Source organism: Streptomyces sp. NBC_01241, from assembly GCF_041435435.1.
Taxonomy (GTDB): Bacteria; Actinomycetota; Actinomycetes; order Streptomycetales; family Streptomycetaceae; genus Streptomyces.
The window spans coordinates 5,338,886-5,365,347 of the sequence record NZ_CP108494.1 but is presented as its reverse complement, the minus strand read 5'-3'; the positions used below and the strand labels follow the sequence as shown (position 1 = coordinate 5,365,347).

Genomic DNA, 26,462 nt, shown 5'->3' with positions numbered 1-26,462 from the left:
ACGGCTGTGACAAGGGGGAACGATTCCGTGGCCGCTGCCCGTCGCCCGCTCCTGACCGCCACCGCCGCGGGCACCTTGCTGGCCGCCCTGTGGTTCGTCCCGTCCGCCAACGCGACGGACGATCCGGTCGGCGCACCGGGCACACGGAGCCGGCCGGCCACCACCACCGGGAGCACCACCACCGGCCCGAGGCTCGCCGACACCGGGGCCGGGGTCGACACCACCCCGTATCTGATCGGCGGCATGGCGTTCCTGGGCATCGGCGCGGCCTTCGTCACCTACTCGGTACGCCGCACCGGCGCTCTCTCCGCCTGATCCGGCCTGATCCGAGCGGAAGAACCCAGGAGGGTGCCGAAGCATCCTCCTAGGAGGGTGCGGAAGCACCCTCCTAGCCCAGCGGTCCGGTCACCGGCTCGACCGCCGCGACCAGCCCGCCCGCCCGTACGAACGCGTCCGCCGCGGCCAGGTCCGGCGCCAGGAAGCGGTCCGGTCCGGGCCCCTGGACGCCCGCCGCGCGCAGCGCCTCGACGGCGGCCCGCGAGGCGGGCGCGGGGGTGAGGCCCTGGGCGGCGCGCAGTTCGATGGCGCGGGTCGCCGCGTACAGCTCGACGGCGACGATCCGGGCGAGGCTGTCGACGGCGGTACGGAGCTTGCGCGCCGCCGACCAGCCCATGGAGACGTGGTCCTCCTGCATCGCGGAGGACGGGATCGAGTCGGCCGAGGCCGGGACCGCGAGCCGCTTCATCTCGCCGACCAGGGCGGCCTGGGTGTACTGGGCGAGCATCAGGCCCGAGTCCACACCGGGGTCTTCGGCGAGGAACGGCGGCAGTCCGTGCGAACGGTCCTTGTCCAGCAGCCGGTCGGTGCGGCGCTCGGTGATCGAACCGAGGTCGGCCGCGACGATCGCCAGGAAGTCGAGCACGTAGGCGAGGGGGGCGCCGTGGAAGTTGCCGTTGGACTCGACGCGGCCTCCCCCGCTCCCGGCTCCGCCCTCCCGGGAGGCATCCCCTCGGAGCACGACGGGATTGTCGACGGCGGAGGCGAGTTCGCGGTCCGCGACGGTCGCGGCGTAGTCGAGGGTGTCGCGTCCGGCGCCGTTGACCTGGGGAGCGCAGCGCACGGAGTAGGCGTCCTGCACGCGGGGCGCGGCGGCGTCCGTGATCTCGGCGTGCCGCCCCGTGAGGCCGGATCCGGCGAGGACCCGCAGCATGTTGTCGGCGCTGACGCCCTGGCCCGGGTGCGGGCGGATCGCGTGCAGTTCCGGGGCGAGCACCTTGTCCGTGCCGAGCAGCGCCTCCAGGGAGAGGGCCGCGGTGATGTCGGCGCAGGTGTAGAGGTTCTTCAGGTCGGCGAGGGCCAGGACGAGCATCCCGAGCATGCCGTCGGTGCCGTTGAGGAGGGCGAGGCCCTCCTTCTCGCGCAGTTCGACCGGGGTGATGCCGTGGGCGGCGAGCAGTTCGCCCGCGGGGCGCACGGTGCCGTCGGGGCCCTCCGCGTCGCCCTCGCCCATCAGCGTCAGCGCGCAGTGGGCGAGCGGAGCCAGGTCGCCGGAGCAGCCCAGCGAGCCGTACTCGTGGACGACGGGGGTGATGCCCGCGTTGAGGACGTCGGCCATGGTCCGGGCGACCTCGGGCCGTATGCCGGTGTGTCCGGAGGCGGCCGTCTTCAGCCGCAGGAACATCAGCGCGCGGACGACCTCGCGCTCGACCCGCGGGCCCATGCCCGCGGCGTGCGAGCGGACGATGTTGCGCTGGAGCCGGCCGCGGAGGTCCTGGCCGATGTACCGGGCGGCCAGTGCGCCGAAGCCCGTGGAGACGCCGTAGACCGGCTCGGGCCCGGCGGCGAGGGCGTCCACGATCTCGCGGGCGGCGGCGAGCGCGCCCACGGCGGCCGCGGAGAGCTCGACGCGGGCGTTGCCGCGGGCCACGGCGATGACGTCCCGGGCGGTCGTACCGGACGTCCCCACCACAACGGTGTGCGTATCCACATGCAGAAGCGTACGGACGAATCCCTCCATGTCACCAGAGGTCGTACGGCCCGCCCCGCACCGGCCTCGTCACGCGGTCAGGGGCGGCTGCCGCGCAGGTGACGGCGGTCGTGCGGGGACCTGGGCGGCGCGTCGGCCAGCCGGATGACCTCGCCGTCGCGCCCCGCCACCACCGGCTCCGTGGAGCGGGCCGCCTTCGCCCGGTACTGGGCCGCGTCCGCCAGCCGGAACAGCCGCCGCGCGGACACCACCGGGCCGATCGGATCACCGGTCGACGCGATCCCGCACGCCACCCCGTCGCCGAGCTCCAACTCGGCCGCCCGGTCGCATAGTTCGGTCGCCACCCGGATCACGTCGTCCGACTCCGGGCCGACCGCGAGCAGACAGAACTCGTCGCCGCCGAGCCGGGCCGCGAGCGCACCGGGCAGCATGGCGCCGCAGCGGGACAGCACCGAGCCGAAACGTTCCAGCAGACGGTCGCCGACCGCATGGCCGTGCGTGTCGTTGACCCGCTTCAGGCCGTTGAGGTCGCAGACGACCAGGCTGACCACCGCGCCGTCCGCCCGGTGCTGCTCCACCGCCTCGTCGAGCCGCACATCGACGGAGCGGCGGTTGGCCAGCCCGGTGAGCGGATCGGTGAAGGCGAGCTTACGGACCTCTTCGAGCCGTTCGGCCTGGGAGATCCCGGCGGCGACGACCGAGGCCAGCACGGTCGCGAAGTCCGCGTCCTGGCGCCCGAAGACCGGCTCCCCCACCGGGCGGGCCACGTACAGCTCGCCCCAGGCCCGCCCGTGCAGCACGATCGGCGCGACCACGCAGCAGCCACGCCCACGCCGGCGCAGGGCGGCCCCCCGCTGTTGGCAGTACCCACGCCCGTACCCACGCACCCCCACGCTCGGCGTTCCGCCCACCGGGCCGTCGGCGGTCTCCACCCAGGCGTCCGGTTCACCGCCGCCGGCCCACCGTTCGTGCAGGAACTCGGTGATCTCCGGGAACTGGTGCACCGGGTACGTCTCCTCCTCGGGGAACTCCTCCTCCCCTTCGGCCCGTTCGCCCGCGTTCACCAGCACGCGCAGCCGCCCGGGCCCGCGCTCCCACACGGAGAGCGCGGCGAAGCTGCCGTCCAACGCCTCGCACGCCCCCAGCGCAGCCGCTCGCCACGACCCCCGCGGGGTGTGCGCCGCCGCCATTGTCTGCGCAAGCGAAACCACGGCCCGCAGGCGTGCATCATCACCACCCATCGCTACAGCTTATGCAGTTTTGTAGTGATTTGATCAATTGGGGGTGCCGATGGTGTTCACTGCGTGTCCCTGTGAACACTCAATGTCATTCGCCGGGCCAGTTCGGCTTCCTCTTCTCGTTGAACGCGGCCACGCCCTCGGCCCGGTCGCCGGAGAAGGCCACCGACCGCCAGGCGGCGTCCTCGACTTCGAGACCGGCCCGCAGATCGAGGCCGTGACCGAGCCGCAGCGCCCGCTTGGCGGCCCGCAGCCCCACCGGGGAGTTGGCGGCGATCCGGCCCGCGAGCGCCAGCGCGGCCTCCCGGTCCCGCCCGGCCTCCACCAGTTCGTCGACCAGCCCCGTGTCGCGCGCCTCGGCCGCCTCCACGCGCCGGGCCGTGAAGACCAGCTCGGCGGCGCGCGCCGCACCGATCCGCCGCGGCAGCAACTGCGTACCGCCGCCGCCCGGGATGACGCCGACGGACACCTCGGGCAGGCCCACCACGGCCGTGCGGTCGGCGACGATCAGATCGCAGGACAGGGCCAGCTCGAATCCGCCGCCGAGCGCGAAACCGTGCACGGCCGCGATCGCCGGCATCGGCAGTTCGAGCACGCCGGTGTAGGCGGCACGGGCCGTGGGGCGCTGGCGCAACAGATCGGCGTCGGTGAAGGAGTTCCGCTCCTTCAGGTCCGCGCCCACGCAGAAGGCCCGCTCATGGCTCGACGTGAGGACGGTGACCCGTACGCCCGGGTCGGCGGCGAGCGCGGCACAGGCGGCGGCGATCGAGCGGGCCATGTCCGTGGACACCGCGTTCATCGCCTTCGGCCGGTCGAGGACCAGCTCGGCGACGTGTTCCTGCCCCTCGTGGACCCGTACGACGACGAATTCACCGAACCGCTGCTCGGACGTGACGGTCATGACTGCACCCCTCCGGTTAACGATCGTTACCGGAGGGATCCTATGGGGCGCCCGGAGCAGTGGTCCCGGGCGAGTGGTGAGTGATGGGCGGCCGGCGGTGAGCGGTGGGTCCGCGACGAGCTCAGGACGTGCCCCGGCGCGCCAGCAGCCAGGGCTCGACGACGCCGAGGCCGCGGACCGGGCGCTGCCACATCGGCTGCAGCCCGTAGCGGTAGGCCGGCAGGGACACCGGCTCCACGCCGTCCTGGCGTTCCTTCTCCGCGATCGCGGCCTCCTCCGCCGCCTGCGCCTCGGAGGCCGGGGCGTCGCCGGTGCGGGTCAGCTCCTCCGCGAACGCCCCGTCCACCAGCACGGCGTCCTTCGGCGCTATCGAGGTCAGCCGGCTGGCGAGATTCACCGTCGTGCCGAAGACATCGCCCATCCGGGTGGTGACCGTGCCGAACGCGATGCCGACGCGCAGCGCGGGCATCGTGTCGTCCTGGGCCATCGCCTCGATCAGACGCAGCGCGATCTCCGCCGCGGTGCCCGCGTCGTCGGCGGCGAAGAGGACCTCGTCGCCGAGGGTCTTGATGAGCCGGCCGCCATGGGCGGCGACCAGGTCGGCGCAGGTCGTCTCGAACGCCTCGACCAGCTCGCCGAGCTCCTCCTCCTCCAGCCGCCGGGTCAGCCGGGTGAACCCGACGAGGTCGGCGAAGCCGACGGCGAGGCGCCGGTCGACCATCTCCTCGTCGTCGGCGGCCTGTACGACCCGGCCGGTGGCGGCGGCGAGCTGGCGCCGCCACACGTACACCAGGAACTCCTCCAGCTCCGGGAGGAGCAGCTCGACCAGCGGGTACGTGACCTCGGTGCGGGTCATTCCGGGCTCGGGCGGCTCGGTCAGCCCTTCCAGGAAGGAGTCGATCTGCCACTCCGCCAGCCGGGCGGTGGTCTGCCCGGTGGACCGGGCGACCTGGATCGCCATCGGCTCGCTGAGCAGCCCCGCCTCGACGAGGCCGGCGAGCCGGCGCAGCGCCAGCACATCGGCCTCGGTGAGGGCCCTGGCCTGCCCGATGTCGGCGAAGCCCATGGCCCGCCAGAAGCGGGATGCCAGGTCCATCGAGACGCCCGCGGTACGGGCCGCCTGGAACGGCGTGTAGCGACGGTCGGCGCCCAGGATCAGCTGTTCCAGCCGGATCGCGAGGGGGTCGTCGGTCGGCTCGACCGTGTGGTCGACATCGTGATGCGGTGTCGGGTGGACCGAGGGTTCCGGCGGGGGCTCCGCGCCCGCGCCGGAGGTCGTGTCGTCGACGGTCACCAGCCGCCTCCTGCCCGTTCCCTGCGCACTGCCCTGCCGATCTGTCGGTGGATCGCCTCAACGATACGGCAGATGTGCCGTGGCTCACGTCCCCGAGTCCTCCCGAAACGTTCCCGGGCGGGCCGGGGCGCCTGGACGGTTACCGCTGGTGGGAGGTTTCCGCGAGGGCGCGGTCCTCTCCCCCGGTACGTGTCACGTCAGGCCGCCTCCGAGCCCGCGCAGGTGCACGATGTCGCCCGCGGACACGGGTTCCTGGAGGCCGTCGTCGGTGGACAGGATCAGTCGGCCGTCGCTGTCGATCGCCACGGCCTCGCCGGTGAGCGTGCGGTCGCCGGGGAGCTGGGCCCGTACCGCCCGGCCCAGGGTCGCGCAGCCCGCCGCGTACGCCGCCTGCAGGCCGCTCGCCGCCGCGTCGCCGTCCGCCGCGCGCCACTGGACGTACCAGTGCTCCAGCGAGCGCAGTACGCCGCGCAGCAGCGTCTCCCGGTCGGTGGAGACCGCGCCGGCCAGGGCCAGCGAGCCGGCCGTGGGGGCGGGGAGTTCGTCGGCCCGCAGGGAGACGTTGAGGCCGATGCCCACGACGACGCCGTCCCCGGCGCGCTCGGCCAGGATGCCGCCCGCCTTGCGTTCCTCGCCCAGCGGGGTCTCCCCTGGACGGAGCTTGCCGGAGTCCTTGGGGATGGTGACCAGAAGGTCGTTGGGCCACTTCAGGGCCGTGTCGACGCCCGCCGCGCGCGCCAGGCCCGTAGCCGTCGCGACGCCGGCGAGCAGGGGCAGCCAGCCCCACTGCCGCACGGGGATGTCGCCCGGCACCAGGAAGACGGAGAAGAACAGGCCCGAACGGGCCGGAGCCGACCAGGTCCGGTCCAGCCGGCCGCGGCCGGCGGTCTGTTCCTCGGCGACCAGCACGGCACCCTCGTCGAGCCCCTGTGCCGCTCGCCGGGCAAGGTCCGAGTTGGTGGACCCGGTGGTCTCCACGACGTCGAGCGAGGTCCACAGTCCGCCCGGCCGCAGCAGCCCGCGGCGCAGCGCGGGGACGTTCAGGGGCGGCCGGTCCAGGTCCGACCAGCGGCTGTGAGGCGCATCCGAAGGTGTCATGCAAGCCAGACTAGGTGTGGTGAACGACGCACTGCCGAACCGTATCGACGCCGATACGCTACGGATCAGTAGGTGTTGAGTACCTGATCAGTGGGTGTTCAGCAGCCCGCAGCAGCACAGTCGTCCCCGTGACCAGGCAGGGAGCCGCCACCCGATGTCCGAGCCGGAAGAGATCGACATCCACACCACCGCGGGCAAGATCGCCGACCTGCAGCGCCGTGTCGACGAAGCGACGCACGCGGGTTCCGAACGCGCGGTCGAGAAGCAGCACGCGAAAGGCAAGCTGACCGCCCGCGAGCGGATCGGCCTGCTGCTCGACGAGGGTTCCTTCGTGGAGCTCGACGAGTTGGCCCGGCACCGTTCCACGAGCTTCGGCATCGAGAAGAACCGCCCCTACGGAGACGGCGTCGTCACCGGCTACGGCACGGTCGACGGCCGCCCCGTCTGCGTCTACTCGCAGGACTTCACCATCTTCGGCGGCTCGCTCGGCGAGGTCTACGGTGAGAAGATCGTCAAGGTGATGGACTTCGCGCTGAAGACGGGCTGCCCGGTCATCGGCATCAACGACGGCGGCGGCGCACGCATCCAGGAAGGCGTGGCCGCGCTCGGTCTGTTCGCCGAGATCTTCCGCCGCAACGTGCACGCCTCGGGCGTCGTCCCGCAGATCTCGCTGATCGTCGGACCGTGCGCGGGCGGTGCGGTCTACTCCCCCGCGATCACCGACTTCACCGTCATGGTCGACCAGACGTCGCACATGTTCATCACGGGCCCCGACGTCATCAAGACCGTCACCGGTGAGGACGTCGGCTTCGAGCAGCTCGGCGGCGCCCGCACCCACAACACCACGTCCGGCGTGGCGCATCACATGGCGGGCGACGAGAAGGACGCCATCGAGTACGTCAAGTCGCTGCTGTCGTACCTCCCTTCGAACAACCTCTCCGAGGCACCGGCCTTCCCGGAGGAGGCGAACCTCACCACCACGGACGAGGACCGCGAGCTCGACACCCTCATCCCGGACTCGGCGAACCAGCCGTACGACATGCACACCGCCATCGAGCACGTGCTGGACGACGGTGAATTCCTGGAGACGCAGGCCCTGTTCGCGCCGAACATCCTCACCGGCTTCGGGCGCGTGGAGGGTTATCCGGTCGGCGTCGTCGCCAACCAGCCGATGCAGTTCGCAGGCTGCCTGGACATCAACGCGAGCGAGAAGGCGGCCCGGTTCGTCCGCACCTGCGACGCGTTCAACGTGCCCGTGCTGACCTTCGTCGACGTTCCCGGCTTCCTGCCCGGCGTCGACCAGGAGTACGGCGGCATCATCCGCCGCGGCGCCAAGCTGATCTATGCCTACGCGGAGGCGACCGTCCCGCTGATCACGGTGATCACCCGCAAGGCGTTCGGCGGCGCGTACGACGTGATGGGCTCCAAGCACCTGGGCGCCGACATCAACGTGGCCTGGCCGACCGCGCAGATCGCCGTCATGGGCGCGCAGGGCGCGGTGAACATCCTGCACCGGCGCACCATCGCTGCCGTCACCGACCCCGCCGAGGCAGAAGCCACCCGCACCGCGCTGATCGCCGACTACGAGGACGCGCTGCTCAACCCGTACATCGCGGCCGAACGCGGCTACGTCGACGCAGTGATCATGCCGTCCGACACCCGCGCGCACATCGTGAAGGGGCTGCGCCAACTGCGTACGAAGCGGGAATCGCTGCCCCCGAAGAAGCACGGCAACATCCCCCTCTAGAAAGGGTCCTGGCCATGATCAAGGTCGTACGGGGCAACCCGACCCCCGAGGAGCTGGCTGCCGCGCTGGCGGTGGTCCGGGCACGCGCGGCGACGTCCGCGGTGTCGTCCGGCGCACCGTCCCTCACGTCGGCGCTGCCGGGTCAGTGGTCCGACCCGGGGCGCATCGCCCGGCGTGAGCGCCACGTGCCGGGGCCGCGGGCCTGGGTGCGGACGTACTGGCCCGGGTAGTCGCGGGAGTATCTTTTCGCACGCGTTTCCGGAGGTCCGGGCCCGTACGGGCCGGGGCCTGCGGTGCGTCCGGGCACGGTTCTGGTCCGTTCGCACCAGGGCGCCTGAGTACCCGTACTCAGGCGCAGCCGCACGCCTGAGCAGCAGGATCGGACCCATGCTGTGGTCCGACCCCGAGAACAAGCCGCCGAAGGAACTGCGTGACGCCCAGGACATGATGCGGCGCGCGGGGCTGGTGCTGGCGCTCGCGATGGTGGTCGCGATGTTCGTGCTCGGGACGCGCTGAGTTCGTACCGGGGCCCGGTGGGGGCACCGGAACGGCGGCTGTGCCCCTGCCTGCCACGGTGGCCTTCTACGATGGCGCGTATGACTGATCAGCGCCGTCTCGTGCTCGCCTCCGCGTCCCCCGCCCGTCTCGGCCTTCTGCGACAGGCCGGATTCGCGCCCGAGGTGATCGTCAGCGGGGTGGACGAGGACGCGCTCGCCGCGCCGACGCCGGCCGAGCTGGCGCTCGTCCTCGCCGAGGCCAAGGCCACCGCGGTGGCCGGCCGGCCGGAGGCGGCGGGTGCCCTGGTCATAGGCTGCGACTCGGTGCTCGAACTCGACGGCGAGGCGCTCGGCAAGCCGGCCGACGGCGAGGAGGCCATCGCCCGCTGGAAGTCCATGCGCGGCCGGGCCGGGGTGCTGCGGACCGGCCACAGCGTGATCGACACCGCCACCGGACGCACGGCCTCGGCGACCGCCTCCACGACTGTCCGCTTCGGCGAACCGACGGACGCGGAGGTCGCCGCGTACGTGGCCTCGGGCGAGCCGCTGCACGTCGCGGGCGCCTTCACGCTGGACGGCAGGTCCGCGCCGTTCGTCGACTCCATCGAGGGCGACCACGGCAACGTCATCGGGCTCTCGCTGCCGCTGCTGCGCAGGCTGCTGGGCGAGCTGGGAATCTCCGTCACCGAGCTCTGGGTCTGAGCGGAACCGATCGGGCCGGAACGTGCGGGGCCGACCGGGTGAACCGGGCCGTACGGGTCGGGCTCTCCCCGTCGGCCGTACGGGTCAGATCGGGGCCGGAGCGTTCGGTCCGGCGTCGTCCGCGGGCCGGACGGCCTCGGGGCCGGGTTCGGGGCGGGGCCCGTACGCCACCAGCGTCAGCACGATCAGCCCGAGCACCACCATCATGAACCCGAACGCCGTCCAGCCGACGAGTCCCACCGTCAGCGCGCCCAGCACCCCGTGCACCACGGCGCAGCCGATGAGGGCGATGCGGCCGGCACGGCCGGGGGCCCGGTCGCGGATGCCGGTCAGCAGGAGGACCAGCCCGCACAGCAGCAGATACAGGCCGAAGACGCCGCCCATCACCCAGGTGCCGCTGGACATGGCGTCGGATTCCAGCCCGGCCAGTGACATGTCCTGGTTCTTGACGACCGTCGCCAGGATGCCGTTGATGAGCACGATGCCCACGGCTTCCACGAACAGCACGATCGCGGCCACGAACGCCACCGGTCTGCGCACCACGGTGCTCACCCCCTGTTACCTGCAGTACGTGCGATAGCGCGGACCCTACTAATCGGTAACGCGTGGGACAAGGGTTCCGGCGCCCTTGCTCCCGCCCCGCGCCGCCGACGCGCCCCTGCGCGCCCTCCCTGCGCTCTCCCGGGTGCGGCTCTCGTGCGTCGGGCAAAGAATCGAGTCCCCGTTAGTGGGGATTCGACAAAGAAACACCCGGCGTGGCTGCTTGCACGAACAGAGACCTGGACCACACCTCGTGGCTACTGTGCGGTCATGGATCCCGGCGTACCGTGGTCCCACTAGGGATTTCGCGACTTGAGCAAGCCTCGAATCACCCTCCGTGTGGGCAAGCTCACCATTGGGGACGGGTCGTAGGGCCGTGTCGGTAGTCCCTAAACTCAGCTTGTTTCAAGGAGGGAGCCATCGTGCGCAAGGTGCTCATCGCCAACCGTGGCGAAATTGCTGTCCGTGTTGCTCGGGCATGCCGGGATGCCGGGATCGGGAGCGTGGCCGTCTACGCCGACCCGGACCGCGACGCTCTGCACGTACGCGCGGCCGACGAGGCATTCGCCCTGGGCGGTGACACCCCGGCCGCCAGCTACCTGGACATGGCCAAGGTGCTCCAGGCTGCCAAGGACTCCGGGGCGGACGCGATCCACCCGGGCTACGGCTTCCTGTCGGAGAACGCCGATTTCGCCCAGGCCGTCCTCGACGCGGACCTGACGTGGATCGGCCCGCCGCCGCAGGCGATCCGGGACCTCGGCGACAAGGTCGCCGCCCGGCACATCGCGCAGCGCGCCGGTGCCCCGCTGGTGGCCGGCACGCCCGACCCGGTCGAGGGCTCGGCCGAGGTCGTGGAGTTCGCGAAGCAGCACGGGCTGCCGATCGCGATCAAGGCCGCGTTCGGCGGTGGCGGCCGCGGGCTGAAGGTGGCGCGCACCCTGGAGGAGATCCCGGAGCTGTACGACTCCGCGGTCCGTGAGGCCGTCGCGGCGTTCGGCCGCGGCGAGTGCTTCGTGGAGCGCTACCTCGACAAGCCGCGCCACGTCGAGACGCAGTGCCTCGCCGACCAGCACGGCAACGTCGTCGTCGTCTCCACCCGTGACTGCTCGCTCCAGCGACGCCACCAGAAGCTGGTCGAGGAGGCCCCCGCGCCGTTCCTGTCCGAGGCGCAGAACGCGGAGCTGTACGCGGCGTCGAAGGCCATCCTCAAGGAGGCCGGTTACGTCGGTGCGGGCACCGTGGAGTTTCTCGTCGGCACGGACGGCACCATCTCGTTCCTGGAGGTCAACACCCGCCTCCAGGTCGAGCACCCGGTCACCGAGGAGGTCACCGGCCTCGACCTGGTCCGCGAGATGTTCCGCATCGCCGACGGCGAGAAGCTCGGCTACGACGACCCGGCCGTGCGCGGGCACTCCTTCGAGTTCCGGATCAACGGCGAGGACCCGGGCCGCGGCTTCCTGCCCGCACCCGGCACGGTGACCGTCTTCGCCCCGCCGACCGGCCCCGGTGTCCGCCTCGACGCGGGCGTGGAGTCCGGTTCCGTCATCGGCCCCGCCTGGGACTCGCTGCTGGCGAAGCTCATCGTGACCGGTGCGACGCGTGAGCAGGCGCTGCAGCGAGCGGCTCGCGCGCTGGCCGAGTTCAACGTCGAGGGCATGGCCACCGCCATTCCGTTCCACCGCGCGGTCGTCGCCGACCCGGCGTTCACCAGCGACCCGTTCCGGATCCACACCCGGTGGATCGAGACCGAGTTCGTCAACGACATCAAGCCCTTCACCGCCGCCGCCGACGTGCAGGCGGAGGAGGAGACCGGTCGCGAGACCGTGGTCGTCGAGGTCGGCGGCAAGCGTCTTGAGGTCTCGCTGCCCTCGTCGCTGGGCATGAGCCTGGCCCGTACGGGCCTCGCGGCGGGTGCCAGGCCCAAGCGCCGCGCGGCGAAGAAGACCGGCTCCGCGGTCTCCGGCGACACCCTCGCCTCCCCGATGCAGGGCACCATCGTCAAGATCGCCGTCGAGGAGGGCCAGCAGGTCCAGGAGGGCGACCTCGTCGTCGTCCTGGAGGCCATGAAGATGGAACAGCCGCTGAACGCGCACCGCGCGGGCATCGTCAAGGGACTGGTCGCCGAGGTCGGCAGCTCGGTCTCCTCCGGGGCCGTGATCTGCGAGATCAAGGACTGATCGAGCGGTACCCGACGTTCCACCGGGGCCCCTGCGGAGTCGTACGACTCCGCAGGGGCCCCGTTCGTCACCCCGCTCGCAGCGCCACCACCGGGCAAGCGGGCGAGCGGGGTGAGGGCGAGGCCCGGGATACGGAGGAAGCCTCCGAACACGCAATGGCATCCTGGACCCTGGGGCGGAAAAAAGGGAGGACTGCGCAATGTCGATGAGCACGGCACAGACGCCGGCCCGGCCCATGCGCGCCGATGCGCGCCGCAATTACGTCCGGCTGCTGGGCGAGGCCCGTACCGCGTTCGCGGAACACGGCACGGACGCGTCCCTGGAGGACATCGCGCGACGCGCGGGCGTGGGGATCGGCACGCTGTACCGGCACTTCCCGAACCGGCACGCGCTGATGAGCGCCGTCTTCCAGGAGGCCCTGACGTCCCTGATCGACCGTTCCCGTGAGCTCGCCGGGGCGGAGCAGCCGTGTGCCGGGCTGGTGGAGTGGCTGGGCGCGATCATCACTCATGCGGGTGAGTACCGCGGGCTCGCCCAGGCACTCATGTCGACGTCACGGGACGCGACTTCGGCGCTGTCGCGGTGCAATGTGCCGCTGCGCGAGGCGGGTTCGGTGCTGCTGGCGCGGGCGCAGGCGAGCGGGGCCGTGCGGGCGGATGTGTCCATCGACGACCTGATGCAGCTGACGAACGCGATCGCACTGGCCGCCGAACAGTCGCCGGACGACCCGGAGTTGGCGGGGCGGCTGCTGATGCTGACCTTGCAGGGACTGAAGGGGCCGAACGCGGAGAGGGATTGAGGGGGCCACCCGGCCAGGCCCCTCCGGCGATCGAGGAGCTGCGTTCCGGGGGCGGCGCCCCGGTTGCGGGAAGGGGAGGGGCGGGGGAGAAGGAAACCCCCCGCGCCCCCTACCGGCGCCGCATATCCGCCACCCTCGCCCGGTCCCCCGGCCCCTGCCCCGGTTCCGCCAGCACTGCCGCGCTCCGCAGTTGCTGCGGCCCCGGCCCTCCGGGGCCACCGCGGGTACGGCGCTGGCCGGGGAGCGGCATGTCGCGGCGGGGCTGACGGCCCGGTGGGAGGGCTTCCGCCGGGGCGGGGCCGCTGCCCGCGCCGGCCACCGCGATCTGCACGCCCTGGTCCGCCAGGGCCTGGAGTTCGGCGGCGGCGCGGTCGTCGTGGCCGGGCGGTTCGTCCGTCACGAGGCGGGTGATCAGATCCGTCGGCACCGTCTGGAACATGGTGTCGGAGCCCAGCTTGGTGTGGTCCGCCAGGACCACCACCTCCGCCGCCGCCTGCACCAGGGCCCGGTCCACGCTCGCCGAGAGCATGTTGGACGTGGACAGGCCGCGTTCCGCGGTGAGCCCGCTCCCGGAGAGGAACGCGCGCGAGACCCGCAGCCCCTGGAGCGACTGCTCGGCACCGCTGCCCACGAGCGCGTAGTTGGAGCCGCGCAAGGTGCCGCCCGTCATCACCACTTCCACCCGGTTGGCATGGGCCAACGCCTGGGCGACCAGCAGTGAGTTGGTGACGACGGTCAGACCGGGGACCCGCGCAAGCCGGCGGGCCAGCTCCTGCGTGGTCGTACCGGCACCGACGACGATGGCCTCGCCCTCTTCGACGAGACCCGCGGCCAGGTCGGCGATGGCCGTCTTCTCCGCGGTGGCGAGATGAGATTTCTGCGGAAAGCCGGACTCCCGCGTAAAACCGCCCGGCAAAACCGCACCGCCGTGCCGGCGGTCTAGGAGTCCTTCTGCCTCCAGCGCCCGCACGTCCCGCCGTACGGTCACTTCGGAGGTCTGGACGACGCGGGCGAGCTCACGGAGCGATACCGCCCCGTTGGCGCGCACCATTTCGAGGATCAATTGACGACGTTCTGCAGCGAACACGAAACTGACAGTAACGTGACACCAGAGCGTTTTCAGCAGTTTGCGCCGAATAGCAGAAGTTGCGCATACAAGGGGCCGCCAAGTGGTATAGGCGGCCCCTTGTATGTTCCGTGCTGACCGGCCGACGACCGCCCGGCGCCCGCCCGGCAGTCGCTCCGCGCCCGGACGACCGTCTGAGCTGCCGCGATGCGCCACGAACTGCCGGGGATCGCGGCCGATCGCCGCGGATCGCCGGGTGTCGCGACGGTGTCTACGCCTCGCCCGCGTTCTTCCGCGTGTGCAACTGACGGGCCACTTCCGCGATCGAACCCGACAGGGACGGGTACACCGTGAAGGCGTTCGCGATCTGCTCGACCGTCAGGTTGTTGTCGACCGCGATCGAGATCGGGTGGATGAGCTCGCTCGCCCGCGGCGCGACGACACAGCCGCCGACCACGATGCCGGTGCCGGGCCGGCAGAAGAGCTTGACGAAGCCGTCGCGGATGCCCTGCATCTTGGCGCGCGGGTTGCGCAGCAGCGGCAGCTTGACCACCCTGGCGTCGATCTTGCCGCCGTCGACGTCGGCCTGGGTGTAGCCGACGGTGGCGATCTCGGGGTCGGTGAAGACGTTCGAGGAGACCGTCTTCAGGTTCAGCGGGGCCACCGCGTCCCCGAGGAAGTGGTACATCGCGATCCGGCCCTGCATGGCGGCTACCGAGGCGAGGGCGAAGATCCCGGTGACGTCACCGGCCGCGTACACGCCGGGGGCGGTGGTGCGGGAGACCTTGTCGGTCCAGATGTGGCCGGACTCCTTGAGCCGGACCCCGGCCTCCTCCAGCCCCATGCCGGCGCTGTTCGGGATCGCGCCGACCGCCATCAGGCAGTGCGAACCGGAGATGACCCGGCCGTCGGCGAGCGTGACCTCGACCCGGTCGCCGACGCGTCCCTCCTTGCCCGCCTTCGGCGAGGAGGGTCCCTCAGTGGTTCCCGGCACAACTTTCGCAGCCAACGCGCGGGAGCGGGCCATGACGTTCATGCCGCGGCGGCGGAAGACGTCCTCCAGGACGGCGGCGGCGTCCGGGTCCTCGCCCGGCAGCACCCGGTCGCGGGACGAGACGAGGGTGACGCGCGAGCCGAGCGCCTGGTAGGCGCCCGCGAACTCGGCACCCGTCACACCGGAGCCGACCACGATGAGCTCCTCGGGGAGCTCGTCGAGGTCGTAGACCTGGGTCCAGTTCAGGATGCGCTCGCCGTCGGGGAGCGCGTCCGGGATCTCCCGGGGGTGGCCGCCGGTCGCGATCAGTACGGCGTCGGCGGTGAGCGTCTCCTGCGTACCGTCGGCGGCGGTCACGACGACCGTGCGGGAGCCGTCGGCGGCCTGGAGGCCGACGAGGCGGCCGCGGCCGCGCATCACCCGGGCGCCGGCCCGGGTGACGGACGCGGTGATGTCGTGGGACTGGGCGAGCGCCAGACGCTTCACCCGTCGGTTGACCTTGCCGAGGTCCACGCCGACGACCCGGGCCGCCTGCTCCATGTGCGGCGTGTCGTCGGCGACGATGATGCCCAACTCCTCGTACGAAGAGTCGAAGGTGGTCATCACCTCTGCCGTCGCGATCAGGGTCTTCGAGGGCACACAGTCGGTGAGCACGGACGCGCCGCCGAGGCCGTCGCAGTCGACAACGGTCACCTCCGCGCCCAGCTGGGCGCCCACCAATGCCGCCTCGTACCCGCCGGGTCCGCCGCCGATGATCACGATCCGGGTCACGAAAAGTCCGCCTCGCGTGTGTCATCCCGCGGCCGTCTGCTGCCCCGGCCGGGGGTCCGGGGGGTCGCCCCGGGGAATGCAGTACGTACTTCATTGTCCCGCACGCGCCAAGGTGCTTCGCCCCGGGGCCCTCCATACGTGCGCCGGGGCGTCCGGGACGGGGTTCCCGGCCCGGACGGCGGAACCCTCGTACGGGGTCTTCCTCACAGGAATCGACGTTCCGGCCACCGCCTCCCGTACCCTCGACCCCATGTCGCTCTACGCCGCGTACGCCGGCAACCTCGACGCGCGGCTGATGACGCGCCGCGCACCGCATTCCCCGCTGCGCGGCACCGGCTGGCTCAACGGCTGGCGGCTGACCTTCGGCGGGGAGCAGATGGGCTGGGAAGGCGCGCTCGCCACGGTGGTGGAGGCCCCCCGTTCCCAGGTCTTCGTGGCGCTGTACGACATCGCGCCGATGGACGAGGACTCCATGGACCGGTGGGAGGGCGTCGGCCTCGACATCTACCGGCGGATGCGGGTACGGGTGCACACCCTGGACGGCGAGGAGCCGACCTGGATGTATGTGCTGAACGGGTACGAGGGCGGGCTGCCGTCCGCCCGCTATCTGGGCGAGATCGCGGACGCCGCGGAGTCCGCGGGCGCACCGCACGACTATGTGATGGAACTGCGCAAGCGCCCCTGCTGACCCGGCCGACCAGCGCTTTTGTGTGAATGCACGAGGAAGCGTGTGCAGACTCTACGCATGGGCATCTACGCGCGTAGGGAATATCCGGTTACCCTCATCCGCGTGAACGCATCAGTTATTCCGGACAACATCCAGGGCGACCCGTACGCCGCCGCCGCCGACGCCGCCGCCCGCCTGCGCGAGCTGACCGGTGCCGAGACCCACGACGTCGCCCTCGTGATGGGGTCCGGCTGGGCTCCCGCGGGCGATGCGCTCGGCGCTCCGGAGGCCGAGTTCCCGGTGACCGACCTGCCCGGCTTCCCGGCGCCCGCCGTACAGGGGCACGGCGGCACGATCCGCTCGTACCGGATCGGCGAGAAGCGTGCCCTGGTCTTCCTCGGCCGCACGCACTTCTACGAGGGCCGCGGCGTCGCCGCCGTCGCGCACGGCGTCCGTACCGCCGTGGCCGCGGGCTGCAAGACCGTCGTGCTGACGAACGGCTGCGGCGGTCTGCGCGAGGGCATGCGCCCCGGGCAGCCGGTCCTGATCAGCGACCACATCAACCTGACCGCGGCGTCCCCCATCGTCGGCGCCAACTTCATCGATCTGACCGATCTGTACTCGCCGCGGCTGCGCGCGCTGTGCAAGGAGGTCGACGAGACCCTCGAAGAGGGTGTGTACGTACAGTTCCCCGGCCCGCACTACGAGACGCCCGCCGAGATCAACATGGTCCGCGTGATGGGCGGCGACCTGGTCGGCATGTCCACCGTGCTGGAGGCGATCGCCGCCCGGGAGGCAGGGGCCGAGGTGCTCGGCATCTCGCTGGTCACGAACCTGGCGGCGGGGCTGAGCGGGGAGCCGCTCAACCATGAAGAGGTGCTGCAGGCGGGGCGGGACTCCGCCACGCGGATGGGCGCGTTGCTGGCTCGGGTGCTTGAGCGGATCTGAGCCCCGTCCCGAACCGGGGCGCTGCCCCGGGCCCCGCGCCTCGAACGCCGGCGACGCTGAAGACCGACGCTGAAGAGCGACGCTGAAGAGCGACGCTGAAGAGCGACGCTGAAGAGCAAGCCCCTACCGGCATCGAGGAGCGGGGGTCCGGGGCAGCGCCCCCGTAACCCATTCCATCCCGCAGAAAGGCGGACACCGTGCAGCAGGAGCTCATCGCGCAGGCCAGGACATGGCTCGCGGAGGATCCCGACCCCGAGACCCGTGACGAGCTCGCCGCGCTCATCGACGCCGAGGACCTCGATGAGCTCGCCGCACGGTTCGCGGGCACGCTCCAGTTCGGCACGGCCGGGCTCCGCGGTGAGCTGGGGGCCGGGCCGATGCGGATGAACCGCGCCGTCGTGATCCGCGCCGCGGCCGGACTCGCCGCGTATCTCGGGGACCGGGGACACACCGGCGGGCTCGTCGTCATCGGGTACGACGCCCGTTACAAGTCCGCCGACTTCGCCCACGACACCGCGGCCGTGATGACCGGCGCGGGCCTGCGCGCGGCGGTGCTCCCCCGCCCGCTGCCCACGCCCGTGCTGGCGTACGCGATCCGGCACCTGGGCGCCGTCGCGGGCATCGAGGTGACGGCCAGTCACAACCCGCCGCGCGACAACGGGTACAAGGTCTACCTCGGTGACGGCTCGCAGATCGTCCCCCCGGCGGACGGCGAGATCGCCGCCGCGATCGCCGCGGTCGGCCCGCTCGACGGCGTGGCCCGCCCCGACGACGGCTGGGAGATCCTCGGCGACGAGGTCCTGGCCGCCTACCTGGCCCGTACCGACGCCGTGCTCGCCGCCGGATCACCGCGCACCGCCCGGGTCGTGTACACCGCGATGCACGGCGTCGGTACGTCCGTGCTCACCGCCGCCTTCGACCGCGCCGGGTTCCCCGCCCCGGTGCTCGTCGCCGAACAGGCCGAGCCCGACCCGGCGTTCCCCACCGTCGCCTTCCCCAATCCGGAAGAGCCCGGCGCGATGGATCTCGCGTTCGCCACCGCACGCCGTTCCGACTGCGACCTCGTCATCGCCAACGACCCGGACGCCGACCGGTGCGCCGTCGCTGTCCCGGACCCGGCCGCCGACGGCGGCTGGCGGATGCTGCGCGGCGACGAGGTCGGGGCGCTGCTCGCCGCCCATCTGGTGGACCGGGGCGCGGCCGGTGTCTTCGCCGAGTCGATCGTGTCGTCCTCGCTGCTCGGCCGGATCGCCGAGAAGGCGGGCCTCGGCTACGAGGAAACGCTGACCGGCTTCAAGTGGATCGCCCGCGTGGACGGCCTGCGGTACGGGTACGAGGAGGCGCTCGGTTACTGCGTCGACCCGGACGGCGTACGCGACAAGGACGGCATCACGGCCGCGCTGCTCGTCGCCGAACTCGCCTCCGTGCTCAAGGAGCGGGGGCGTACGCTCCTTGACCTCCTCGACGACATCGCGGTAGACCACGGGCTGCACGCCACCGATCAGCTGTCGGTCCGGGTGGAGGACCTCTCCGTCATCGCGGACGCCATGCGCCGGCTGCGCGAGCAGCCCCCGACCGCGCTCGCCGGCCTCCCCGTCACCTCGGCCGAGGACCTCGCGCGGGGCGCCGCGCAACTGCCGCCCACCGACGGGCTGCGCTACCACCTCCGGGGCGCCCGCGTGATCGTCCGCCCGAGCGGCACCGAGCCGAAGCTCAAGTGCTACCTGGAGGTCGTGGTGCCGGTCGCCTCGACGGACGAGCTGCCCGCGGCCCGTGCGCGGGGTGCGGAGCTGCTCGCCGGGATCAAGCGGGACCTGGCGGCGGCGGCCGGTATCTGACCGGTCGCGGCGACCGGCTTCGGGTACGCATCACTCATGCTGCAGGTACCCATCAGGTACGCATCAGATACGTGTAGCCGGTGTCGGGCCACAGCCACGCCCCGGCCGACGGGGGACGTCCGGGCGATCAGGCGGGCGCGGTGTGTTCACACGCTCCGTCGCTGATCGTCCCGGGCCGTCCCCCGCTCCGTTTCGGGTGGACCGCACCGGCTACTTGGTGTTGAGCAGCTGCTCCAGCGGGTCGATCGCGAAGTAGACGAGGAAGAGCGCCGCGGTGCCCCAGAGCAGCCAGTGCACTTCGCGGGCCTTGCCCAGGCACGCCTTGATGACCACGTAGGCGAGGAAGCCTGCGCCGATGCCGTTGGTGATGGAGTACGTGAACGGCATGACGGCGATGGTCAGGAAGGCGGGGACGGCGACTTCGTACTGGTCCCAGTCGATGTGCTTGACCTGGGTCATCATCAGGAACCCGACCGCGATGAGAGCGGGGGCCGCGGCCTGGAGGGGCACGATGGTGAGAACGGGGGTGAAGAAGAGGGCGAGGGCGAACAGGCCGCCGGTGATGACGCTGGCGAAACCGGTGCGTGCGCCTTCGCCGACGCCCGCGGCGGACTCGATGTACGTGGTGGCGGACGAGGCGGAGGCGGCGCCGCCGGCGGCGGCGGCCACACCGTCGATGAGCAGCACGCGGCCCAGACCGGGGACCTGGCCGCGCTCGTCGAGGAGTCCGGCTTCGGCGGTGACGCCGACGACGGTGCCCATCGTGTCGAAGAAGTCGGACAGGATGAGGGTGAAGACGAGCAGAACGACGGTCAGCGCACTGACCTGACCGAACGAGCCGAACAGATCGAAGTGGCCCAGGAGCCCGAAGTCGGGTGAGGCGACGGGCTTGTCGGGCAGCGAGGGCTCGGTCAGACCCCAGGACTTGATGTCGGCGATCTCGTTGATGACGACGGCGACGACGGTCATCACGACGATGCTGATGAGGATGGCGCCCTGCACCTTGCGGACCAGGAGGACGACCGTCAACAGCACGCCGAGACAGAAGACGAGCATGGGCCAGCCGGTGAGGGTGCCTGTGCCGATCTGAACGGGCACGGTGGTGTTCGCAGCGTCCGGGATGCGGGTGACGAACCCGGCGTCCACGAAGCCGATGAAGGCGATGAACAGGCCGATGCCGACACTGATGGCCTGCTTGAGGGGCTGCGGAATGGCGAACATGATCGCTTCGCGCAGACCGGTCATCACCAGTACGCAGATCAGCAGGCCTTCGAGCACGATGAGGCCCATCGCGTCGTCCCAGCTCATGAGAGGGGCGATCTGGAAGGCGGTGACGGCGTTGAGACCGAGGCCCGCGGCCAGGGCGAGCGGCAGGTTGCCACCCACACCCATGATCACGGTCATCACGGCAGCCACCAGGGCCGTGGCGGTGGCCAGTTGGCCGGCATCCAGCTGGTGACCGAACTTGTCCTCGGTGCTACTGAGGATGATCGGGTTGAGTACGAGGATGTACGCCATCGTGAAGAAGGTGGCGAACCCACCGCGTATCTCACGGCCGTACGTCGAGCCGCGTTCATCGATGCGGAAGAACCGGTTGAGCGGGCCACCGGGTCTGGTTGTCGGCGCTTCGGCCGGGCCGGTCGTGCTGGTGTGCATGACTGTGTCTCCTGGACCTGCAAGTGCGAGGGAAAACATGGCAGTGGCGCCGGAAGCGTGTGTCAGTCGGTTGTACGAACACACATACGGGCGCCTTGCGAGCGGATCATACGCGGCAGGAACGTAATCTCAATCGCTTTGCGATATCCGTCAGTTGACCTTCCGACACCACCCCTGTCGGTTCCTCCAAAATCACCGACGACCTATCCAGCCAAACCGGGATGCGGGCGACAGCGGCCATGGAGTTCACCCCGGGTGACTCCTTACTCTCGGTCCGTGCATCCACCGCTCCCCTTCAACGCGCGCGCCGCCCGCATCCTGCGCGAGAAACTCGGGATGGCCCCCGGCCACGTCGCTTACGGCATGCGCGCCTCCTACGGCACGGCCCACATCACCCCCGACCACATCACCGCGTGGGAACGCGGCACCGCACTGCCCACCGCCAGCGAACTCACCGCGCTGGCCGGTGCCCTGTGGTGCAATCCCCGCGAACTCATGGGCGCTCCCCGCACCCTGCGGGAACACCGCCTCGCCCGCAGACTGGCCGCCGAGGACGTCGCCCGTGCCACCGGCGTCGACCTCGACGCCTACCACCACATGGAAACAACCGGCCAATGGACCGGCGACAAACGGCAGTCCGCCAAACTCGGCGCCCTCCTCAACCTCCCCCCACGCGACTTCATCGCCATCACCGGCCTGGAGGACGAACTCGCCCGCCTCCTCACCGAAGCCGTCTCCACCCGCTGGCAGGCCCACATCCGCGCCATCGCCCGCCTCGTCTCCACGGACCGCCGCGACCTGCAGGACCCCCTGCGCGACATGCATCAGGAGTACCAGGCCCTCATGGCCGCCACCCTCAGCCGGGCCGGCGGCACCACGGCCTCCGGCGAAAACGGGCGACGCTACATCGACGACATCGTCAACCACTTCTGGGCGCGGCTCCCGGAGAACTAGGACCGCGTCCGCACGAGGCATGCACCGGGAACGCATGAGGCAGACGGGTCTGCCTCATGACGAGCCACGGGAGGCAGGCATGGCCGAGGCGGGCGCCACCTGGAGGCGGTCAAGAGCCTGCCCCTCCAGGAGCTGCTGCCCGGCCAGGACGAGCGGGCCCGGGCCACGGCGGAACACCTGGCGTTCCGGCTCGAAGGGGCCATCGTGCGCGCGGGCCTCGAAGGCGACGGCGTACGCATGCGGCGCGCCCGCGACATTTCGAACCGGTTTCGACGGTCACCAGCGGCACGGGCGTACAGGTGTGCACCTACCGGTCGGCCACGACGGGCCGACCCGGCGGGCGGGGCTGCCTCGCGACCGGGACCACGACCACCCACGTGCGTACGGCCGGCATCCGATCGTCGTACGCGCGCTCCGGCCCGCCTCAGCCGGTCCCAGCCGGTCTCAGCCGGTCGCGAGCAGCACCACCAGCAGCACCAGGCCCACCACCGCCGGGGCGATCAACTCGTACGCCCAGCGCACCGAAACCGAAGTTTCCGAGGACGCCGAGGACGCCGAAGTTTCCGAGGACGCCGAAGGCTGTGCGGCCGCACCCGCCCCCGCCTTCGCCCGCTCCATCAGCTCGCGGAGGTCCGCCATGGTCTGGTCGGCCGGCGCCATCCGGGAGCGGCTGTCGCGGACATCGGCGTGCACGGACGTCCGGCCGTACGGGTCGTCCGCCGACTGCCGGGCCTGCCGCCTGGCGGCCTTCTTCCGCTTCCCCAGCGACACCGGCACCGCCCACAGCTGGAACTTGGCGCCGTCCTCGGTGAGCAGCTCGCTCGAATATCCGGCCCGCAGAACCGCGGCCTCGGTCCACGGCACGGTGATCGTCCGGAACGGGTTACGGATCCGGATGCGCTGGTCGTTGGCGTACACGACGGGCCGCAGCGTGAACGCGGCGACCAGCGGCACCACGGTCAGCAGCCCGGCCAGCGCCAGCCACGGCGCCCGGCCGCCGCCGCGGACCACGGCGTCCCCGCCGATCCAGCCGATGAGGAGAAGCAGCAGGACACCCCCGACGATCCCGGCGGGCGACCGGAAGGACCGGTCGGCGTAGGTCGGCTCGGCGGGTGGTGTGGGGCTCGTCATGGGACCGATTCTGCCTGACGCACGCAAGGGGCGCCGGGGCGGCCGCCCCGGTACTGTGCGACGCTCGGAGGACCCCACCCCCTGTACAGGTCGCTACGCGCGTAGATATGCTCCCCTGGTGACCATGCCCACCACAGCTCCCGCATTCTCCGACGCGACCGCGTCCGACAGTGCGCTGCGCCGCTTCCTGCACGGGCTGCCCGGCGTCGACGCCGTCGGCCTCGAAGCGCGCGCCGCGTCCCTCGGAACCCGTTCGATCAAGACGACGGCCAAGGCGTACGCGATCGACCTGGCCATCTCGATGATCGACCTGACGACGCTGGAAGGCGCGGACACCCCGGGCAAGGTCCGGGCCCTCGCCGCCAAGGCCGTCCATCCCGACCCGACCGACCGCACGACCCCGCGCACCGCCGCGGTCTGCGTCTACCCCGACATGGCGGCGACCGCCGTTGCCGCGCTGGCCGGTTCCGGCGTGAAGGTGGCGTCCGTGGCGACGGCCTTCCCGGCCGGCCGCGCCGCGCTCGACGTCAAGCTCGCGGATGTCCGCGACGCCGTGGCCGTGGGGGCCGACGAGATCGACATGGTGATCGACCGGGGCGCCTTCCTCTCCGGCCGCTACCTCAAGGTGTACGAGGAGATCCTGGCCGTGAAGGCCGAGTGCGCGCGGGCGGACGGCCCCGACGCCCGGCTGAAGGTGATCTTCGAGACCGGCGAACTCTCCACGTACGACAACATCCGCCGCGCCTCCTGGCTCGGCATGCTGGCGGGTGCGGACTTCATCAAGACGTCGACCGGCAAGGTCGGGACGAACGCCACCCCGGCGAACACCCTGCTGATGCTGGAGGCCGTGCGCGACTTCCGGGCGCAGACCGGTGTACAGATCGGCGTGAAGCCGGCCGGCGGTATCCGCACCTCCAAGGACGCGATCAAGTTCCTGGTGCTGGTGAACGAGACCGCGGGCGAGGACTGGCTGGACAACCACTGGTTCCGCTTCGGCGCCTCCAGCCTGCTGAACGATCTGCTGATGCAGCGCCAGAAGCTCAGCACCGGCCGTTACTCCGGCCCCGATTACGTGACGGTGGACTGATCCCCATGGCATCTGCATTCGAGTACGCACCCGCGCCCGAGTCGCGCGCGGTCGTCGACATCGCGCCCTCGTACGGCCTGTTCATCGACGGTGAGTTCACCGACGCGGCCGACGGCAAGGTCTTCAAGACGGTCTCGCCGAGCACCGAGGAGGTGCTCTCCGAGGTCGCGCAGGCCGGTGCCGCGGACGTCGACCGGGCTGTGCAGGCGGCCCGCAAGGCGTTCGAGAAGTGGTCGGCGCTGCCCGGTTCCGAGCGTGCCAAGTACCTCTTCCGGATCGCCCGGATCATCCAGGAGCGCAGCCGCGAGCTCGCCGTTCTCGAAACCCTCGACAACGGCAAGCCGATCAAGGAGACCCGCGACGCGGACCTCCCGCTGGTCGCGGCGCACTTCTTCTACTACGCGGGCTGGGCCGACAAGCTGGATCACGCCGGGTTCGGCCGCAGGACGACAGAAGGGCACGTCGGCGCGGGCCCGCGCCCCCTCGGCGTCGCGGGCCAGATCATTCCGTGGAACTTCCCGCTCCTCATGCTCGCGTGGAAGATCGCCCCGGCGCTCGCCACCGGCAACACGGTGGTCCTCAAGCCCGCCGAGACGACCCCGCTCTCCGCCCTGTTCTTCGCGGACATCTGCCGCCAGGCGGGCCTGCCCAAGGGTGTCGTGAACATCCTCACCGGGTACGGGGACGCGGGCGCCGCCCTCGTCGAGCACCCGGACGTGAACAAGATCGCCTTCACCGGCTCGACCGCGGTCGGCAAGGCCATCGCCCGCCAGGTCGCGGGCACGGACAAGAAGGTCACCCTGGAACTGGGCGGCAAGGGCGCCAACATCGTCTTCGACGACGCCCCCATCGACCAGGCCGTCGAGGGCATCGTCACCGGCATCTTCTTCAACCAGGGCCAGGTCTGCTGCGCGGGCTCGCGCCTGCTCGTGCAGGAGTCGATCCAGGACGAGGTGCTGGACGCGCTGAAGCGCCGGCTGTCCACCCTCCGGCTCGGCGACCCCCTCGACAAGAACACCGACATCGGCGCGATCAACTCCGCGGAGCAGCTCGCCCGGATCACCGCGCTCGCCGAGACCGGCGAGGCGGAGGGCGCCGAACGCTGGTCCGCCCCCTGCGAGCTCCCGTCCTCCGGCTACTGGTTCGCCCCGACGCTGTTCACGAACGTCACCCAGGCGCACACCATCGCCCGCGACGAGATCTTCGGCCCGGTGCTGTCGGTGCTGTCGTTCCGTACGCCCGACGAGGCGGTCGCCAAGGCCAACAACACCCAGTACGGCCTCTCGGCCGGCATCTGGACGGAGAAGGGCTCCCGCATCCTCGCGGTGGCGAACAAGCTCCGGGCGGGCGTCGTCTGGGCCAACACGTTCAACAAGTTCGACCCGACCTCGCCCTTCGGCGGCTACAAGGAGTCGGGCTTCGGCCGCGAAGGCGGCCGTCACGGCCTGGAGGCGTACCTCGATGTCCGATAACCGTCTGAGCGTCTTCAAGACCTACAAGCTGTACGTCGGGGGCAAGTTCCCCCGCTCCGAGAGCGGCCGGGTGTACGAGGTGACCGACTCCAAGGGCAAGTGGCTGGCGAACGCCCCCCGGTCCTCCCGCAAGGACGCGCGGGACGCGGTCGTGGCCGCGCGCAAGGCGTTCGGCGGCTGGTCGGGCGCGACCGCGTACAACCGGGGCCAGGTCCTCTACCGCGTCGCGGAGATGCTGGAGGGCCGCAGGGACCAGTTCGTCCGGGAAGTGGCCGACGCGGAGGGCCTGTCCAAGTCCAAGGCCGCGGCCCTGGTGGACGCGGCGATCGACCGCTGGGTCTGGTACGCGGGCTGGACCGACAAGATCGGCCAGGTCGTGGGCGGGGCGAACCCGGTCGCGGGCCCGTTCTTCAACCTGTCCACGCCCGAACCGACCGGTGTGGTCGCGGTCCTGGCGCCCCAGGAGTCGTCGTTCCTGGGCCTGGTCTCGGTGATCGCCCCGGTGATCGCGACCGGCAACACGGCGGTCGTCATCGCTTCGGCGGACGCCCCGCTGCCGGCCCTGTCCCTGGGCGAGGTGCTGGCCACCTCCGACCTGCCGGGCGGCGTGGTGAACATCCTGTCCGGGAGGACGGCGGAGATCGCGGCACCGCTCGCGTCCCACCAAGACGTGAACGCCATCGACCTCACGGGGGCGGACGCCGCGCTCGCGAAGGAGCTGGAGATCGCGGCGGCGGACAACCTGAAGCGGGTTCACCGGGGCGACGGCGCCTCCGACTGGTCGGCCGACCCGGGCACCCGTCGCATGACGGCCTTCCTGGAGACGAAGACGGTCTGGCACCCGACGGGCGCGCTCGGCACCTCGGGGTCCTCGTACTGACGCCTCGTACCGGCTCCT

24 protein-coding genes are annotated in these 26,462 nt (G+C 71.4%); 14 read left to right on the top strand and 10 right to left on the bottom strand.

All coding sequences use genetic code 11. The features are described from left to right. Positions 1 to 27 precede the first annotated feature (27 nt). Positions 28 to 315, top strand: a complete 288-nt coding sequence (locus OG306_RS24130) for a hypothetical protein (protein ID WP_266748152.1) — start codon at positions 28 to 30, stop codon at positions 313 to 315. Between the two features lie 73 nt (positions 316 to 388). On the opposite strand, the gene hutH is transcribed toward OG306_RS24130, so the two are convergent. The 5 genes from hutH to OG306_RS24105 form a co-directional block, all read right to left on the bottom strand. Continuing rightward, entirely contained in the window at positions 389 to 2,017 is a 1,629-nt protein-coding gene (gene hutH / locus OG306_RS24125) for a histidine ammonia-lyase (protein WP_371665605.1), read from the bottom strand. Between the two features lie 47 nt (positions 2,018 to 2,064). Then, positions 2,065 to 3,228, bottom strand: coding sequence for a GGDEF domain-containing protein (locus OG306_RS24120; protein ID WP_266748150.1), 1,164 nt, complete (start codon positions 3,226 to 3,228; stop codon positions 2,065 to 2,067). An 85-nt stretch (positions 3,229 to 3,313) separates the two neighbouring features. Continuing rightward, positions 3,314 to 4,126, bottom strand: a complete 813-nt coding sequence (locus OG306_RS24115; RefSeq protein ID WP_266748149.1) for an enoyl-CoA hydratase/isomerase family protein — start codon at positions 4,124 to 4,126, stop codon at positions 3,314 to 3,316. A gap of 121 nt (positions 4,127 to 4,247) precedes the next feature. Next, positions 4,248 to 5,420, bottom strand: a complete 1,173-nt coding sequence (locus OG306_RS24110) for an adenylate/guanylate cyclase domain-containing protein (protein ID WP_266748148.1) — start codon at positions 5,418 to 5,420, stop codon at positions 4,248 to 4,250. Between the two features lie 192 nt (positions 5,421 to 5,612). Next, positions 5,613 to 6,518 (bottom strand): biotin--[acetyl-CoA-carboxylase] ligase, encoded by a 906-nt coding sequence (locus OG306_RS24105; RefSeq protein WP_266748147.1) that lies wholly within the window; start codon positions 6,516 to 6,518, stop codon positions 5,613 to 5,615. A gap of 154 nt (positions 6,519 to 6,672) precedes the next feature. Here OG306_RS24105 and OG306_RS24100 point away from each other — a divergent pair, with 154 nt between their 5' ends. From OG306_RS24100 to OG306_RS24085, 4 genes are all read left to right on the top strand, one after another. Continuing rightward, positions 6,673 to 8,265, top strand: coding sequence for an acyl-CoA carboxylase subunit beta (locus OG306_RS24100; RefSeq protein ID WP_266748146.1), 1,593 nt, complete (start codon positions 6,673 to 6,675; stop codon positions 8,263 to 8,265). A gap of 14 nt (positions 8,266 to 8,279) precedes the next feature. Next, complete coding sequence (locus OG306_RS24095; RefSeq protein ID WP_266748145.1) at positions 8,280 to 8,495, top strand: acyl-CoA carboxylase epsilon subunit; 216 nt, start codon at positions 8,280 to 8,282, stop codon at positions 8,493 to 8,495. A 157-nt stretch (positions 8,496 to 8,652) separates the two neighbouring features. Next, positions 8,653 to 8,781 carry a morphogenic membrane protein MmpB gene (gene mmpB / locus OG306_RS24090; RefSeq protein WP_093900106.1) on the top strand — a complete coding sequence of 43 codons (129 nt, stop codon included), beginning with the start codon at positions 8,653 to 8,655 and terminating at the stop codon, positions 8,779 to 8,781. Positions 8,782 to 8,852: 71 nt separating this feature from the next. Next, complete coding sequence (locus OG306_RS24085) at positions 8,853 to 9,464, top strand: Maf family protein (protein WP_266748144.1); 612 nt, start codon at positions 8,853 to 8,855, stop codon at positions 9,462 to 9,464. A gap of 84 nt (positions 9,465 to 9,548) precedes the next feature. Here OG306_RS24085 and OG306_RS24080 read toward each other — a convergent pair whose 3' ends face one another. Further along, the gene (locus tag OG306_RS24080) at positions 9,549 to 10,016 is read right to left on the bottom strand and encodes a hypothetical protein (RefSeq protein ID WP_266748143.1); all 468 of its coding nucleotides are present in this window, start codon (positions 10,014 to 10,016) and stop codon (positions 9,549 to 9,551) included. A 410-nt stretch (positions 10,017 to 10,426) separates the two neighbouring features. Here OG306_RS24080 and OG306_RS24075 point away from each other — a divergent pair, with 410 nt between their 5' ends. Next, positions 10,427 to 12,181 (top strand): acetyl/propionyl/methylcrotonyl-CoA carboxylase subunit alpha, encoded by a 1,755-nt coding sequence (locus OG306_RS24075; protein ID WP_266748142.1) that lies wholly within the window; start codon positions 10,427 to 10,429, stop codon positions 12,179 to 12,181. Between the two features lie 199 nt (positions 12,182 to 12,380). Beyond that, positions 12,381 to 12,980 (top strand): TetR/AcrR family transcriptional regulator, encoded by a 600-nt coding sequence (locus tag OG306_RS24070; RefSeq protein ID WP_266748141.1) that lies wholly within the window; start codon positions 12,381 to 12,383, stop codon positions 12,978 to 12,980. 109 nt (positions 12,981 to 13,089) lie between these two features. Here the strand turns inward: OG306_RS24070 and OG306_RS24065 are convergent, their stop codons facing one another. Both OG306_RS24065 and OG306_RS24060 read right to left on the bottom strand, forming a co-directional pair. Further along, positions 13,090 to 14,067, bottom strand: a complete 978-nt coding sequence (locus OG306_RS24065; RefSeq protein WP_266748140.1) for a DeoR/GlpR family DNA-binding transcription regulator — start codon at positions 14,065 to 14,067, stop codon at positions 13,090 to 13,092. Positions 14,068 to 14,317: 250 nt separating this feature from the next. Further along, entirely contained in the window at positions 14,318 to 15,811 is a 1,494-nt protein-coding gene (locus OG306_RS24060; RefSeq protein ID WP_266748139.1) for an NAD(P)H-quinone dehydrogenase, read from the bottom strand. 250 nt (positions 15,812 to 16,061) lie between these two features. On the opposite strand from OG306_RS24060, the gene OG306_RS24055 reads away from it, so the two are divergent. The 3 genes from OG306_RS24055 (at position 16,062) to OG306_RS24045 (ending at position 19,264) form a co-directional block, all read left to right on the top strand. Next, positions 16,062 to 16,499: a gamma-glutamylcyclotransferase gene (locus tag OG306_RS24055; RefSeq protein ID WP_266748138.1), complete on the top strand. Its 438-nt coding sequence runs from the start codon at positions 16,062 to 16,064 to the stop codon at positions 16,497 to 16,499. A gap of 102 nt (positions 16,500 to 16,601) precedes the next feature. Further along, positions 16,602 to 17,426, top strand: a complete 825-nt coding sequence (locus OG306_RS24050) for a purine-nucleoside phosphorylase (protein ID WP_266748137.1) — start codon at positions 16,602 to 16,604, stop codon at positions 17,424 to 17,426. A 197-nt stretch (positions 17,427 to 17,623) separates the two neighbouring features. Then, positions 17,624 to 19,264 carry a phospho-sugar mutase gene (locus OG306_RS24045; protein WP_266748136.1) on the top strand — a complete coding sequence of 547 codons (1,641 nt, stop codon included), beginning with the start codon at positions 17,624 to 17,626 and terminating at the stop codon, positions 19,262 to 19,264. Positions 19,265 to 19,474: 210 nt separating this feature from the next. Here the strand turns inward: OG306_RS24045 and OG306_RS24040 are convergent, their stop codons facing one another. Then, positions 19,475 to 20,920 (bottom strand): NCS2 family permease, encoded by a 1,446-nt coding sequence (locus OG306_RS24040; protein WP_266748135.1) that lies wholly within the window; start codon positions 20,918 to 20,920, stop codon positions 19,475 to 19,477. Between the two features lie 276 nt (positions 20,921 to 21,196). On the opposite strand from OG306_RS24040, the gene OG306_RS24035 reads away from it, so the two are divergent. Continuing rightward, on the top strand, positions 21,197 to 21,874 hold the full coding sequence (locus tag OG306_RS24035; RefSeq protein ID WP_266748134.1) for a helix-turn-helix domain-containing protein: 678 nt from the start codon (positions 21,197 to 21,199) through the stop codon (positions 21,872 to 21,874). 444 nt (positions 21,875 to 22,318) lie between these two features. Here OG306_RS24035 and OG306_RS24030 read toward each other — a convergent pair whose 3' ends face one another. Further along, on the bottom strand, positions 22,319 to 23,005 hold the full coding sequence (locus OG306_RS24030) for a PH domain-containing protein (protein ID WP_266748133.1): 687 nt from the start codon (positions 23,003 to 23,005) through the stop codon (positions 22,319 to 22,321). Between the two features lie 124 nt (positions 23,006 to 23,129). Here OG306_RS24030 and deoC point away from each other — a divergent pair, with 124 nt between their 5' ends. Genes deoC through OG306_RS24015 form a run of 3 tightly spaced genes read left to right on the top strand, consistent with a single transcriptional unit; the run spans position 23,130 to position 26,444 of the window. Next, complete coding sequence (deoC, locus tag OG306_RS24025; protein ID WP_266752384.1) at positions 23,130 to 24,092, top strand: deoxyribose-phosphate aldolase; 963 nt, start codon at positions 23,130 to 23,132, stop codon at positions 24,090 to 24,092. Positions 24,093 to 24,097: 5 nt separating this feature from the next. After that, positions 24,098 to 25,564 carry an aldehyde dehydrogenase family protein gene (locus OG306_RS24020; protein WP_266748132.1) on the top strand — a complete coding sequence of 489 codons (1,467 nt, stop codon included), beginning with the start codon at positions 24,098 to 24,100 and terminating at the stop codon, positions 25,562 to 25,564. Then, the gene (locus OG306_RS24015) at positions 25,554 to 26,444 is read left to right on the top strand and encodes an aldehyde dehydrogenase family protein (protein WP_266748131.1); all 891 of its coding nucleotides are present in this window, start codon (positions 25,554 to 25,556) and stop codon (positions 26,442 to 26,444) included. The genes OG306_RS24020 and OG306_RS24015 overlap by 11 nt, the downstream gene beginning before the upstream one ends. Positions 26,445 to 26,462 lie beyond the last annotated feature (18 nt).

Excerpts from the sequence above, each read along its gene's own strand:
- OG306_RS24055 (WP_266748138.1), top strand. The coding sequence starts at position 16,062 with ATGTCGCTCTACGCCGCGTACGCCGGCAACCTCGACGCGCGGCTGATG.
- OG306_RS24040 (WP_266748135.1), bottom strand. The coding sequence starts at position 20,920 with ATGCACACCAGCACGACCGGCCCGGCCGAAGCGCCGACAACCAGACCC.
- OG306_RS24020 (WP_266748132.1), top strand. The coding sequence starts at position 24,098 with ATGGCATCTGCATTCGAGTACGCACCCGCGCCCGAGTCGCGCGCGGTC.
- OG306_RS24095 (WP_266748145.1), top strand. The coding sequence starts at position 8,280 with ATGATCAAGGTCGTACGGGGCAACCCGACCCCCGAGGAGCTGGCTGCC.
- mmpB (WP_093900106.1), top strand. The coding sequence starts at position 8,653 with ATGCTGTGGTCCGACCCCGAGAACAAGCCGCCGAAGGAACTGCGTGAC.
- OG306_RS24120 (WP_266748150.1), bottom strand. The coding sequence starts at position 3,228 with ATGGGTGGTGATGATGCACGCCTGCGGGCCGTGGTTTCGCTTGCGCAG.
- OG306_RS24030 (WP_266748133.1), bottom strand. The coding sequence starts at position 23,005 with ATGACGAGCCCCACACCACCCGCCGAGCCGACCTACGCCGACCGGTCC.
- hutH (WP_371665605.1), bottom strand. The coding sequence starts at position 2,017 with ATGGAGGGATTCGTCCGTACGCTTCTGCATGTGGATACGCACACCGTT.
- deoC (WP_266752384.1), top strand. The coding sequence starts at position 23,130 with ATGCCCACCACAGCTCCCGCATTCTCCGACGCGACCGCGTCCGACAGT.
- OG306_RS24100 (WP_266748146.1), top strand. The coding sequence starts at position 6,673 with ATGTCCGAGCCGGAAGAGATCGACATCCACACCACCGCGGGCAAGATC.
- OG306_RS24115 (WP_266748149.1), bottom strand. The coding sequence starts at position 4,126 with ATGACCGTCACGTCCGAGCAGCGGTTCGGTGAATTCGTCGTCGTACGG.
- OG306_RS24085 (WP_266748144.1), top strand. The coding sequence starts at position 8,853 with ATGGCGCGTATGACTGATCAGCGCCGTCTCGTGCTCGCCTCCGCGTCC.
- OG306_RS24015 (WP_266748131.1), top strand. The coding sequence starts at position 25,554 with ATGTCCGATAACCGTCTGAGCGTCTTCAAGACCTACAAGCTGTACGTC.
- OG306_RS24105 (WP_266748147.1), bottom strand. The coding sequence starts at position 6,518 with ATGACACCTTCGGATGCGCCTCACAGCCGCTGGTCGGACCTGGACCGG.
- OG306_RS24070 (WP_266748141.1), top strand. The coding sequence starts at position 12,381 with ATGTCGATGAGCACGGCACAGACGCCGGCCCGGCCCATGCGCGCCGAT.